The sequence below is a fragment of the Cupriavidus sp. YAF13 genome (assembly GCF_052113425.1).
Classification (GTDB): Bacteria; Pseudomonadota; Gammaproteobacteria; order Burkholderiales; family Burkholderiaceae; genus Cupriavidus.
The window spans coordinates 26654-39185 of sequence record NZ_JBFRDD010000007.1 but is presented as its reverse complement, the minus strand read 5'-3'; the positions used below and the strand labels follow the sequence as shown (position 1 = coordinate 39185).

The following is a 12532-nucleotide window of genomic DNA, read 5'->3' as shown; positions in this document are numbered from 1 at the left end:
TTCCCGCATGCGCATCCGTGTCCTCGATGCCGTGACCCTGCTCGGCGTGCTGGCTGGCGTGGCTGGCAGCGCTCTGGGCTTTCTCGCGCCCAACCGCGCCGGCATGGCCGCCGGCGTGGTGACGGCCTATGCCGGATTCTGTGCCGCCGTGATCGGCCGGCATCGCCAGCGGCATGCGCGCGCCGGCCAGCTGTCCGCGGCCAAGGACGGCGCCACGGTCGTGGCCTACGCGAGCCAGAGCGGCTTTGCCGAGCAGCTTGCGCTGCAGACCGCGCAGGCGCTGCAGGATGCCGGCGTGAGCGCGCAGTTGCTATCGTTCGACCAGCTGGAGGCTGGGCGTCTTGCCCATTGCCGCCAGGCGTTGTTCGTGGTCAGCACCACGGGCGAGGGCGACGCGCCAGACAGCGCCTCGGGCTTTGCGCGCCGCCTGACGGCCGCCGCAGGCGCGGGCGGCTTGCGCGAGCTGCGCTACGGCATCCTCGCGCTTGGCGACCGCAGCTACGCGAACTACTGCGCCTTCGGCCACGCGCTGTCGGCATGGATGCAGCGCCAGCATGCGCAGGCGCTCTTCGACATGGTGGAAGTGGACAACGGCGATGCCGGGGCCCTGCGCCACTGGCAGAACCATCTCAGCGCGCTCGCCGGCGGCGCCGAAATCGCCGACTGGGAAAAGCCGCGCTACGCCGACTGGCGCCTGCATGAGCGCAGGCTGCTCAATCCCGGCAGCCCGGGCGCGCCGGCCTTCCACCTTGCGCTGGTGCCTGCCGTTGCCGACGGCGCGTTGTCGTGGCAGGCCGGCGACATTGCCGAGATCGGCCCCTGTCTTGCGCCGTCCGAGGTGGCGCGCGTGCTGGCAAAACTCTCGCTGGACGGTGACACCGCCGTGCGCTGCGATGGCGCACCCACCACACTGGCGCGGGCGCTCGCCACGCGCATCGTCCTGCCCGACCCGCATCTTGCCGCGCTGGCCGGCGTCACGCCACAACGGCTGGTGGATACGCTGCCGCTGCTGCCGCACCGCGAGTATTCGATTGCCTCGCTGCCGGGCGACGGGCAACTGGATTTGCTGGTGCGCCAGACGCGCCATGACGATGGCCGGCTCGGCCTGGCATCCGGCTGGCTCACCGCCCATGCGGAGCCGGGCGCGGGTATCGCCCTGCGCATCCGCACCAATCGCGGCTTTCATCCGCCCGCCGACGATCGCCCGCTGATCCTGATCGGCAACGGCACCGGCCTGGCCGGCCTGCGCGCGCACCTGAAGGCGCGCGCCGCGGCCGGGCATCATCGCAACTGGCTGCTGTTTGGCGAGCGCACCGCTGAGCACGACGCATTTCACCACGTTGAGCTCGCCGCATGGCAGGCCAATGGCGTGCTGCAGCGGCTGGACCTGGTCTACTCGCGCGATGGCGGGGCGCTGCATTACGTGCAGGACGCCATGCGCGCATCGGCCGGCGCATTGCGCGAATGGATCGAAGCCGGCGCGGCCATCTACGTTTGCGGCAGCCTGAAGGGCATGGCCGGTGGCGTCAACGCGGCGCTGTCGGACGCGCTGGGCGAAGAGGCCCTGCTGCGCCTGGGCGAGCAGGGCCGGTATCGGCGCGACGTCTACTGAGACTGCCCGGAAAATCGTCAGGCCGGCGCAGCGTCCTCTGCCACCTCCATCAGCGCATCCACCACCACCGCCCCGCCCTCGCTCACCATCACCGGGTTGAGGTCGATCGAGCGGATCGCGCCGTTGGCCTCATGCATCAGCTGGCCCACGCGCACGGCGATCCGGCACAGCGCCGCCACATCGACAGCCGGCTCGCCGCGCACGCCCGCCAGCAGCGGCGCAATGCGCAGGCCAGCCACGGCGCGCGTCACCGCGGCCTCGCTGCACGGCGCCAGCAGCACGGCCGTGTCGCGCAGCACCTCCACATACTTGCCGCCGTCTCCCACCAGCACCACCGGCCCGAACGCCGGATCCCAGTGCGCGCCCACCATGCATTCGCGCTGGCCGCGTTCCATGCGCGCCACCACCACGCCTTCGCAGGCCGCGCCGAGCTTGTCCAGGATGTCGGTCTGCGTGAGGAAGGCCTGCGCCACGGCATGTTCATCGTTGCAGTTCAAGGCGACAAGGCCGTGCTCGCTTTTGTGCGGCACTTGCGGCGAGCTGGCCTTGACTGCGACGGGTCCTTTCAGCTCGCGCCAGGCCGCGACCGCTTCGTCCACGCTCTGGCACAGCTTGTGCGCTACCACCGGGATGCCGGCCAACGCCAGGCGCGTGAGGCTCGCCGCCTCGCTCAGCGTGTGCCCGGTGGCGCTCGACGCAGCGCCCGCTGCATCGCCTGGCGCGGGCCGATGCGCGGCGACGGCCGTGTCTTCCGCGGCCACATCGCGCAGTTGCTGCTGGTGCGCGACCAGTTGCGCGAAAGCTGCCAGCGCCTCGGCGCCGCTGGCATAGGTGGGCACGTTGGCCGCGCGGAACGCCGCTGCCACCGGTGCCTGCCAGGCCGCCACGGCAATCGGCTTGCCGGCGCTGTCGGCAAAGCTGGCGGCATCGCGCGCAAAGCGCGGCAGGTCGTAGCCCATGCCCGCCACCGGGATATCGAGCAACAGCAGGTCGGCGGCCGGGTCGGCGGCCACCACCGGCAGCACGTCGCCAAACAGCCCGCTGTTGGTCAGCAGCGCGGCGGTGACATCGACCGGGTTTGCCGTTGAGGCGAAGCCGGGCAGGCGCTGCGCCAGCGCTGCCTGCGTGGCCTGCGACAGCGGCGCCAGCGCAAGCCCGAGCGGCTCCGCCGCGTCGGCCGCCATCACGCAGCTCGCGCCGGAATTGCTCACCACCACCAGCTGCCGCCCGCTTGCCTGCCAGCCGCGCAGGTAAAGCGGCGCACAGCGCGCCAGCGCGTGCGCATCATCCACGCGGCAGATGCCGTGCCGCGCCAGGAAGGCTCCCACCGCGCGGTCTTCATTGGCGATGGCGCCGGTGTGCGACGCCGCCGCGCGCTGGCCCGCGCTGGAGCGGCCCGCCTTGACGGCAACGACGGGCACGCCGCGGCGGCGCGCCACCGCCGCGGCTTGCGCCAGCACGGCCGGATCGGTCAGGCTCTCCAGGTACAGCAGGATCAGTTGCACATCGGGATCGTGCGCCACGGCCAGCGCCAGCTCGCTCACCGTGATGTCGGCCTCGTTGCCGGTGGCGTGCATATGGCGCACGCCGATGCCCTGGCCGCGCAGCAGGCCGTAGACCATGGCGCTGACGCCGCCGCTCTGGCTCACGACGGCCACCGGGCCATCCAGCGGCGGCACTTCGATAAACATGGTGGAGAAGCTGGCAATGGTGCCGGTGCCGAAGTTGGCCAGGCCCTGGCTGTTCGGGCCAACCAGGCGCAGCCCCGCGCCGGCGGCAACCCGCACCATCTCGTCCTGCTGGCGGCGGCCTTGCTCGCCGGCTTCACCGAAGCCCGAGGCGATCACGATCGCGGCCGCCACGCCCAGCCGCGCGCAATCGCGCACCGCCGACACGGCTGCGTCGCCGCCCACCACGATGATGGCCAGCTCCGGCACTTCGGGCAGTGCATCGAGCGAGGCAAAGGCGGGCAGCCCCTGGATGGTGTCGCGCTGCGGGTTCACCGGGAAAAGCTTGCCGGCGTAGCCATGCTCGCGCATGTAGTAGATGGGCCGGCCACCGATCTTGTGGATATGGTCGGAGGCGCCGATCACCGCGATCGAGCGCGGCGCCAGCAAGGCTTGCAAGGTCTGGTTCATGATGAATTCGATCCGGAATCAAAGGCCGGCATGCCCGGCTTCTGGGAACTGCGTGAATGGCTCAATCGATGGTGGCGCCGGAGGCCTTGGCCACCTTGCCCCATTTGTCGATCTCCCGGTTCAGGAACTGCGCCGTGGTGCCAGGCGCCGTCCATTCCGCGGCGAAGCCCTGCGTAGCGAACTTGGCGCGTACATCGTCCTGTTCAAGCACGGCCTTCAGCGCGCTGCTCAAGGTGGCGATCACGGCCTGTGGTGTCGCCGCCGGCGCGAGCAGGGCATTCCACGCGGTGGCTTCGTAGCCGGGCAGGCCAGCCTGCGCCATGGTGGGCACATCGGGCGCGGCGGGCGAGCGGGTCGCCCCGGTGATCGCCAGCGCGCGCAGCCGGCCCTCGCGCACGAAGGGCATGGCGGAGAGCATGGTGTCGAACATCACCGTGGCCTGCCCGCCCATCACATCGGTGAGCGCGGGCGCGCTGCCCTTGTACGGCACGTGGGTCATGTGCGTGCCCGCCATGCTGTTGAACAGTTCGGCGGCGAGGTGCGTGGACTGGCCGTTGCCGGAGCTGGCAAAGCTGACTTGTCCCGGCCTGGCCTTGGCCAGCGCGATCAGCTCCGCGACATTGGCCGCCGGCGTGGCGGGCGCCGTGACCAGCACCAGCGGGCCGCGCGTCAGCAGCGAGACCGGGGCGAAGTCCTTCTGCGTGTTGTAGCCGGGCTTGGTGAACAGCGTCATGTTGATGGCGTGCGCCGTGGTCGCCACCAGCAGCGTGTAGCCATCCGGCGCGGCCTTCGCGGTGGCCTCGGCACCGATATTGCCGCCCGCGCCGGGCCTGTTCTCGATCACCACGGGCTGCTTGAGCTGCGCCGACAATTTCTGCCCGACCACGCGCGCCACGATGTCGGTGGGGCCGCCGGGCGGGTAGGGCACAACCAGCCGCACCGGACGCGTCGGCCAGTCCTGCGCGCGTGCGCCGGGCGCGGCCAGCAGCACGGCAGCCATTGCCATCGCGCCCATCAGCAGGGCGCGCGCGGGCCGCCGAAGCGGCAAGGTTCGGACCATGTTGGTCTCCTGGGTGTCGATGTGTGTTGCTGCGTCGAGCCGCGTCGTGTTACGCCAGGCCATGCGGCTATTCGCGCTGGAAACGCAGCAGCGTGCGCCCGCCATGGCGCATGAATCCCGCGCGCACGCGCTCGCCGATCGTCACGCCGGGCTCGGCATGCGCCATGACGCGCGGGCCTTCGTCAAGCGTGGCCAGCACCAGCGTGTAAGGCGCCAGCGCGCGGAAATCCTCGGTGGGCGCGCGCGCGACTTCGGTGACGCTGTGCACGGTAGCGCTGCCCGTGGCGTCGCGCCACGCCAGCCGCGTGCTGCCGCAAGCGCGGCACGCATGGCGCTGCAGCGGTTGCCACGCAGCGCAGTCCTCGCACGCCTGATAGCGCACCACGCCTGCGTCGAGGCCTGCCTGATAGGGATGGTCAGTGCTCATGGCGATGTCCTTGGCGAAGGCGCGAAGCGGCGGGTATTGCAAGCGTTCTCATGCTGCCTCCAGCACCAGGCTCACGTGCGAGGACAACACCCCGCCATCCGCGTGAAACAGCGCGCGCTTGCGCGGCGGCAACTGGCGCGCGCCAGCCTTGCCCGCAAGCTGCCGTGTGGCTTCCGCCAGATGCATCAGCCCGCCGGCCACGCCCGAGTGCCCGAAGGCAAGCAGGCCGCCGTGCGTGTTGAGCGGCAGCGCGCCGCCGCGCGCAAAGTCGCCTGCCGCAAGCCGCTGCGGCGAGCCGCCGCGCGCGGCGATGCCAAGCTCTTCCAGCAGCATGGCCAGCGTGATCGTGAACGAGTCGTAGATCGCCAGGTAGTCGATCTGCCCGACCGTATTGCCCGCTTGCGCGAGCGCGCGCCGCGCGGCGTCGGCGGCGCCGGTAGCCAGCACGCTGTCGAGCGCGCACAGATGCTGGTGGCGATGCGCCTGCCCCGCACCGGTGATGCGCACGGGTGTGCCGCCGCCCGGCTCGGCGGACACCACCAGCGCCACCGCGCCATCGGAGATCGGGCAGCAGTCCGACAACCGCAGCGGCGTGGCGATGGGCTTGGCGGCGCGTGCCGCATCCAGTGTGAGCGGCTCGCGCAGGTGCGCATCGGGGTGTCCCGCCGCGTGCTCGCGCATCAGCACCGCGAAGCCGCTGAGCGCGTCGGCGTGCATGCCGGTCTCGGCCAGATAGCGCGAGGCCAGCAGCGCGTAGTAAGCCGGCACGGAGGCGCCGTTGGGCACTTCCATGTCCGGCTCGCCAACCTGGGCCAGCGTCTGGATGGACTGGTCGCGGCTCTGGCCGGAGAGGCGGTTCTCGCCGGCCACCACCAGCACGTTGCGGCAGCGCCCGGCGCCCACCAGCTCGCGCGCCAGCATGGCCATCACGCCGCCGGTGGCGCCGCCGGAGGCCACGCCGTGCGCGTAGGCGGGATCGAGCGAAGCGTACTCGCAAAAGCGCGTGGCCAGCATCAGGTGCGGCAGCGTGGTGGCATAGCCGCACAGCACGCCGTCGATGTCGGCGCGGGCCAGGCCCGCGTCGGCCAGCGCGGCGTCGGCGGCCTGCGCCATCAGCGTCAGCGGCGTGCTGCCCTCGACCCGGCCAAAGCGCGTATTGCCCGCGCCGCGCAGGTAAGCTGCGTGTTGCATGGTGCCTCTCTTAGTACTTCGAATACTCCAAATACTTCAAATACGGCAAATGCTTCAACGCTTGAGCAGCGGGCACTGCGACTTGGCCACCGGCATGAAGGCCTGGTCGCCGGGCACCGTGGCCAGCAGCTTGTAGTAGTCCCACGGGTACTTCGATTCGGCCGGCGTCTTGACCTCGAACAGGTACATGTCGTGGATCATGCGGCCGTCCTCGCGGATGCGGCCGTTCTTGGCGAAGAAGTCGTTGATCGGCATCGCCTTCATCTGCTTCATGACGGCAGCGGTTTCGTCGGTGCCTGCGGCCTGGATCGCCTTGAGGTAATGCATCACCGACGAATAGGTGCCGGCCTGGCTCATGTTCGGCATCTTCTTGAGCTTCTCGAAGTAGCGGCGCGACCACGCGCGCGTGGCGTCGTTCATGTCCCAGTAGAAGCCTTCGGTCAGCAGCAGCCCGGATGCGGTCTTCAGGCCGATGGCGTGGATGTCGTTGATGTACAGCAGCAGCCCCGCCATGCGCTGGGCGCCGCCCTTGGTCAGGCCGAACTCGCTGGCCGCCTTGATGGCGTTGACGGCGTCGCCGCCCGCGTTGGCCAGGCCCACCACCTGTGCCTTGCTGGCCTGGGCCTGCAGCAGGTAGGAAGCAAAATCGCTGGCGCCGATCGGATGGCGCGCCGCGCCGAGCACCTTGCCGCCGGTCTCGTTGATCACGGTGGTGGCGGATTCCTGCAGCGTGTGGCCGAAGGCGTAGTCGGCGGTCAGGAAGAACCACGTCTTGCCGCCGCGCTGCACCACCGCGCGCGCGGTGGAATTGGCCAGCGCGTAGGTGTCATAGGCGTAATGCACCGAGACCGGCGTGCACAGGTCGTTGGTGATGCGCTCGGTGCCGGGGCCGGAGAACACCACGATCTTGTTCTTCTGCTTGGCGACCTCCAGCACCGCCAGCGCCGGTGCCGAGGCGGCCACGTCCAGGATGGCGTCGACGTGCCCCGTATCGAACCATTCGCGCGCCTTGCTGGCGGCGATGTCGGCCTTGTTCTGGTGGTCGGCCACCACCAGCTCGATCTTCTTGCCCAGCACCTTGCCGCCAAAATCGTCGATGGCCATCTGCGCGGCGGTGGCGCTGCCGCGCCCGGTCACGTCGGCGTACAGGCCGCTCATGTCGAGGATCAGGCCGATCTTGACCTCGTCATCGGAAATGCCGGCCTTGGCCGGCTGCGCATTGGCCTGTCCTGCGCCGCACAGCAGCGCGGCGGCGATGGCGAGCGCGCCCAGCGGGCGGCGCAGCAGCGAGTGGTTTCGGTTCATGGTGGTCTCCTCCAGCTTTGTCTTGTTGACGTGCTTTCTTGTTGGTGCCTACACGGTAGCGATCGGTGTGGTGGGCGAGCCCACAGCGCCCGGCAGCCGCAGCGGCGGCGCGGTCAGCATGAAACGCGAGCGCTGGTTGGCACGCAGCCACTGCGCGAGCTCCTTCAGGTACCAGAGCTCGCCCAGCGGCAGGCCGAGCTTGAACAGGCAGTGATGGTGCAGCGGCAGCAGCGGATGATTCGGCTGGTCGGCCGGCGCGGGCCGCGCGGGATAGCGCTCCACCGCATAGTTGTCGGCGATCAGCGCGGCGATGCCCGCATCGGTGATCCAGTTCAGCAGGCGGTCGTCGCGGCCGTCGAGCGCGCAACAGCTGTGATGCAGCACGGCTTCGTCCGGCTCGCGCTGCATCGACAGCACCACTTCGGCAAAGCCCGTGCGCAGCAACAGCATGTCGCCGGGCTCCACCTCCACCCGGTCGGCCTCCAGCACGTGCATCAGGTCGTCGTAGCCCACGTTGCGGAAATCCTGGCCAAAGGCATTGGCCAGGTCCACCAGCACGCCGCGCCCCTGCATGCCCTTGACGGCGAAGTTCTCGATGCCGAGCGCGCGCGCCTCGCTGTGGTCGTGGCCGCAGGCGTGCGCGGCAAAGTGATCGTCCTCCGCGTAGTCCACCGGGCCCACGATGTGCTCGTTGGCGCGATAGCCGTTGTAGTAGACGCGCTCCGGGCGGCCATCGCCATCCGCATCGAACAGCGCGCCCACATGGGCGAGCGAGTCCCACTGCGTGGAGTACTGCAGCGAGAGCAGCACCTGGTCGTCGCTGATCACATCGGTGGCGGTTGGGTTGACCTTGGCCAGCGGGAAGTTCACATAGGGTATGTCGTCGCGGAAGGTGGGGCGCAGCACCGGCGGATGGCGGCGCGGGTTGAGCTTGTTGCCGCCGGGATAATCCAGCGGCAGCGACAGGCAGAACGACAGCCCGGCTTGTATCTCGCGCGCGCCCTTGCGCACCTGCTCGGCGCCGATCAGGTTGACGCGGCCAAGCTGGTCGTCGGGGCCGAAATCGCCCCAGTTGGAACCTTGTGGTCGTTGCTTCCAGCGCATGCTCAATGTCTCCGGTTACAGGTCGGTCGTGGTGGTTCGCTGCGTCTTGCGCGCAGTCGGGATCTTGGCCGTTGGTGTGGCGCTGGCCAGGGTGGCGTTGCGCCGGCGTGCCGCCGCCGAGTTGGGCGCCGGCGGCGTCCAGGCGGCGCAGACGGTTTCGGCTTCGCGGCGCAGCGCGCGCGCGAGCGCGGGCTCGCGCTCGGTGATGCGCTCATTGAGCGCGGCGATGCTGATGGCGCCAAGCGGGTAGCCATCCGGGTCCGGCAGCGCAACGGCAATGCCGCCCATGCGCTCCACCACCACATCCAGCAGTACCGCGTAGCCGCGCGCGCGGGTGGCCTCCACCTCGCGCAGCAGCATCGCCGCGCTGATGCGCGGATAGCGCTTGAGCGCGGGTGCGATTGCGTGCAAGGTGGCTTCCACCTCGGCATCGGGCAGCGCTGCCAGCAGCGCCAGGCTGCCCGCGCCGACGCCAAGCGGGCGCCGGCTGCCCACGTCGAGATAGTTCGCGCGGATCGGGAAGGTGCCGGGGCGCAGTTCCAGGCAGACGGATTCCCAGCCGCTTGGCACGGACAGGATGGTGGTGTCCTCGAAGGCTTGGGCAAGCCGGATCAACGCCGGCCGCACGCTGGCGCGCGGGTCGATGCGGCGCACGCTGGCCGCGCGCAGCGCCAGCCATTCGGGGCCCAGCGTGAACGCCTTGGTGTCGGGGTCACGCTCGATAAAGCCTTCGGCCGCCAGCGTGTCCAGCAGGCGCAGCGCCGAGGCCTTGTCGACGCCAGCCGCCACGGCCAGGTCGGTCAGGCGCGTATTGCGCGCGTCCGACAGCACGCGCAGCAGCCTGCAGGCCTTCTGGAGGGAGGTAGTCGGTACCGTCACGCGAGCGCACTCCGGAGTCGGCCGATTTCGGGGAATGAAACCGGTTTTTGGGTTATAGGCTTCCACACGTGCCTCGTCATTCTGCACTGCATCAAAGTTTTGCCCGCTGAAATTGGCGCAAAGCCGCGCCAGTTGGGCGTTCGCGACGGTTCCCGGGGCGTGTGCCGGGCTGCCATCCCGCAAAAACGGGTTGCCCGATTAGGCTCACCCTGGCGACTTCCGCTATCCTTGGCGGCGATTCGCCGCGCCAGCATGGCTCGCGACCCCCGATTTTTGCCCAATGCGATCCCCACGTCCCCAAGGAAACACCATGGTTTGCCGAGCCCGCAGCCTTGCCGCGCTGCTCATCCTGAGCACTGCCGCAGCCGCCGCCCAGGCCGTGCCACCGGCCGCCGCAACCGCCGCCAACGAACGCTTCCAGGTGGCGGGCCTTGAGAAGCCCGCCAGCATCCTGATCGACCGCTGGGGCGTGCCGCATATCTACGCCAACACGCTGTACGACGCCTTCTATGTACAAGGCTTCATGGCCGCGCGCGACCGCCTGTGGCAGATCGACTTGTGGCGCAAGCGTGGCCTGGGCGAGATGGCCAAGGACTTTGGGCCGGCCTATGTGGAAGGGGACCGCATGGCGCGCGCCGTGCTGTTCCGCGGCGACATGTACCGCGAGTGGCTGGCCTATGGCTCGGATGCCAAGCGCGTGGCGGAGGCGTTCGTGGCCGGCGTGAACGCCTACGTGGCGCAGACGGAGAGCAGGCCGGACTTGCTGCCGCCGGAGTTTCGCGTGTTGAACTACAAGCCCGCGCGCTGGCGTGCGGAAGACATCGTGCGCATCCGCCATCACGGGCTCACGCTCAATTTCATGGGCGAGGTCAATCGCACGCAGGTCTACTGCCAGGTCAAGCCCGATGCCGCCCGCACCGACTGGGTGCAGCGCGAGCTGGATCCGCCGATCCAGCCCAAGCTGCCGGACGGCCTCGAGCCCTGCGCGCTGCCGACCGTGGAGCTGCGCCGCGCCTATGAGCTCGCCACTGCCGCGCCGCGCTTTCCGAAAGAGTGGTGGGCTTCGGCCAAGGCGCAGGGTATCCCGCACGAAGCGTTGTATGCGGTGCTTGACACCAACAGCGACACCGCGCGCAGCCTCGGCTCCAACAACTGGGTGATCTCGGGCTCGCGCACCAGCACCGGCCGCCCCATCCTGGCCAATGACCCGCACCGCGCGCACGGTGCGCCCAGCCTGCGCTACATCAGCCACCTGAACGCGCCGGGGATGTCGGTGATTGGTGCCGGGGAGCCGTTCCTGCCGGGGATCTCGATCGGGCACAACGACAACATCGGTTTCGGCCTGACCCGCTTCTATATGGATCAGGAGGATCTCTACGTCTACGAGACCAACCCGGCGCAGCCGCACGAGTACAAGTACCGCGGCCGTTGGGAACCGATGGAAACCGTGACCGAAGAGATCGCCGTCAAGGGCGAGGCCACGCCGCGCAAGGTCAGCCTGGACTTCACCCGCCACGGCCCGGTGCTGGTCACCGATGCCAAGGGCAACCACGCCTATGCGCTGCGCGCGGCCTGGCTGGACCTGGGCATGGCGCCGTACTTCGGCTCCATGGACTACATGCGCTCCCAGAACTGGGACCAGTTCCGCGCGGCGATGAACCGCTGGGGCGCCCCCGGCGAGAACCAGGTCTACGCCGACCGCGAAGGCAACATCGGCTGGATCCCCGGTGGCCTGACCGTCATCCGCCCCAACTGGGACGGCCTGACGCCGGTGCCGGGCGACGGCCGCTACGAGTGGGCGGGCTACCGCAACATGGATGAGCTGCCGTGGGCCTACAACCCGGCCGCCGGCTATGTGGTGACCGCCAACGAGAACAACATCCCGCCCAACCACCCCGCGGCCAAGATGGGCGTGGGCTACGAATGGAGCGACACGGCGCGCGCGCGGCGGCTCAAGAGCCTGGCGGCGGCGAACCCGCATTCCTCGGTGGCGGACAGCATGGCGTGGCAGAACGACACCACCTCGCTGCCGGCGCTGCGCGCGGTGGCGTTGCTGGCCAATGTACGCACCGAGGACGCCCAGGCGCGGCGGGGACTCGACCTGTTGCGCGGTTGGGACGGCAACGAGCGCGCCGACAGCGCGCCGGCGGCGTTGTTCGAAGTCTGGTTCAGCAAGTACCTGCGCCCGGCGGTGGTGCGCGCGGCGTTGTCGCCGGAAGGCGCCAAGCTTGCAGGTTACGGCGACGCCAGCCGCGTGCTGGCCGTGCTGGAAAAGCCCGAGCCGTGGATGCCGGTGGAGCGCCGCAACGAAGTCATCGTGGCCTCGCTCAAGAGCGCCATGGCGGAAGTGGAGCGCAAGCTCGGCCCGGACCCTAAAGCCTGGCAATGGGGCAAGCTGCACACCGCGGTGTTCAATCATCCGCTCGACCCGCTGCTGGACAACGCGGCGCGCCAGCGCTACGACGTCAACGCCGGGCCGATCGGCGGGTCTTCCTTCACGCCGATGAACACGAGCTACCGCAATAGCGACTACCAGCTCACCGCGGGCGCGTCGTTCCGCATGGTGCTGGACGTGGGCAACTGGGATGCCTCGCGCGTGGTCAACGCACCCGGGCAATCCGGCAATCCCACCAGCCCGCACTATCGCGACCTGGCGCAGATGTGGGCGAGGGGCGACTACTTCCCGCTGCTTTACACGCGCAAGGCGGTGGAGAAGGAGACGCGGGAGAGGGTGGAGCTGGTGCCGCAGTAAACCTGCGGCAGACGCATCTGGCTCGCGCCTGGCTGCGGCGCCATCTCCAGCACGCGCGCCGCAT

9 protein-coding genes are annotated in these 12532 nt (G+C 69.6%); 2 read left to right on the top strand and 7 right to left on the bottom strand.

Features of this window, described 5'->3' with window-relative positions; translation table 11 throughout:
• Positions 1 to 7: 7 nt before the first annotated feature.
• Positions 8 to 1612: a sulfite reductase subunit alpha gene (locus tag AB4061_RS07810; protein ID WP_441632839.1), complete on the top strand. Its 1605-nt coding sequence runs from the start codon at positions 8 to 10 to the stop codon at positions 1610 to 1612.
• Between the two features lie 17 nt (positions 1613 to 1629).
• Here AB4061_RS07810 and AB4061_RS07805 read toward each other — a convergent pair whose 3' ends face one another.
• The 7 genes from AB4061_RS07805 to AB4061_RS07775 form a co-directional block, all read right to left on the bottom strand.
• Positions 1630 to 3750 (bottom strand): acetate--CoA ligase family protein, encoded by a 2121-nt coding sequence (locus tag AB4061_RS07805; protein ID WP_441632467.1) that lies wholly within the window; start codon positions 3748 to 3750, stop codon positions 1630 to 1632.
• 61 nt (positions 3751 to 3811) lie between these two features.
• Entirely contained in the window at positions 3812 to 4810 is a 999-nt protein-coding gene (locus AB4061_RS07800; RefSeq protein WP_441632465.1) for a tripartite tricarboxylate transporter substrate binding protein, read from the bottom strand.
• Positions 4811 to 4877: 67 nt separating this feature from the next.
• Positions 4878 to 5237, bottom strand: a complete 360-nt coding sequence (locus tag AB4061_RS07795) for a Zn-ribbon domain-containing OB-fold protein (protein WP_441632463.1) — start codon at positions 5235 to 5237, stop codon at positions 4878 to 4880.
• A gap of 48 nt (positions 5238 to 5285) precedes the next feature.
• On the bottom strand, positions 5286 to 6428 hold the full coding sequence (locus AB4061_RS07790; RefSeq protein ID WP_441632461.1) for a thiolase family protein: 1143 nt from the start codon (positions 6426 to 6428) through the stop codon (positions 5286 to 5288).
• A 54-nt stretch (positions 6429 to 6482) separates the two neighbouring features.
• A complete protein-coding gene (locus AB4061_RS07785; protein ID WP_441632459.1) occupies positions 6483 to 7733 on the bottom strand; it encodes an ABC transporter substrate-binding protein in 1251 nt (416 codons plus the stop codon).
• A 48-nt stretch (positions 7734 to 7781) separates the two neighbouring features.
• Entirely contained in the window at positions 7782 to 8837 is a 1056-nt protein-coding gene (locus tag AB4061_RS07780; RefSeq protein ID WP_006159126.1) for a cyclase family protein, read from the bottom strand.
• A 15-nt stretch (positions 8838 to 8852) separates the two neighbouring features.
• Positions 8853 to 9716 carry an IclR family transcriptional regulator gene (locus AB4061_RS07775; RefSeq protein ID WP_441632456.1) on the bottom strand — a complete coding sequence of 288 codons (864 nt, stop codon included), beginning with the start codon at positions 9714 to 9716 and terminating at the stop codon, positions 8853 to 8855.
• A gap of 310 nt (positions 9717 to 10026) precedes the next feature.
• Here AB4061_RS07775 and AB4061_RS07770 point away from each other — a divergent pair, with 310 nt between their 5' ends.
• Positions 10027 to 12468, top strand: a complete 2442-nt coding sequence (locus tag AB4061_RS07770; protein WP_441632454.1) for a penicillin acylase family protein — start codon at positions 10027 to 10029, stop codon at positions 12466 to 12468.
• Positions 12469 to 12532: the final 64 nt, after the last annotated feature.

Bases quoted from the DNA above. Each gene is read 5' to 3' on its own strand.
- AB4061_RS07810 (WP_441632839.1), top strand. From the start codon at position 8: ATGCGCATCCGTGTCCTCGATGCCGTGACCCTGCTCGGCGTGCTGGCT.
- AB4061_RS07805 (WP_441632467.1), bottom strand. From the start codon at position 3,750: ATGAACCAGACCTTGCAAGCCTTGCTGGCGCCGCGCTCGATCGCGGTG.
- AB4061_RS07800 (WP_441632465.1), bottom strand. From the start codon at position 4,810: ATGGTCCGAACCTTGCCGCTTCGGCGGCCCGCGCGCGCCCTGCTGATG.
- AB4061_RS07795 (WP_441632463.1), bottom strand. From the start codon at position 5,237: ATGAGCACTGACCATCCCTATCAGGCAGGCCTCGACGCAGGCGTGGTG.
- AB4061_RS07790 (WP_441632461.1), bottom strand. From the start codon at position 6,428: ATGCAACACGCAGCTTACCTGCGCGGCGCGGGCAATACGCGCTTTGGC.
- AB4061_RS07785 (WP_441632459.1), bottom strand. From the start codon at position 7,733: ATGAACCGAAACCACTCGCTGCTGCGCCGCCCGCTGGGCGCGCTCGCC.
- AB4061_RS07780 (WP_006159126.1), bottom strand. From the start codon at position 8,837: ATGCGCTGGAAGCAACGACCACAAGGTTCCAACTGGGGCGATTTCGGC.
- AB4061_RS07770 (WP_441632454.1), top strand. From the start codon at position 10,027: ATGGTTTGCCGAGCCCGCAGCCTTGCCGCGCTGCTCATCCTGAGCACT.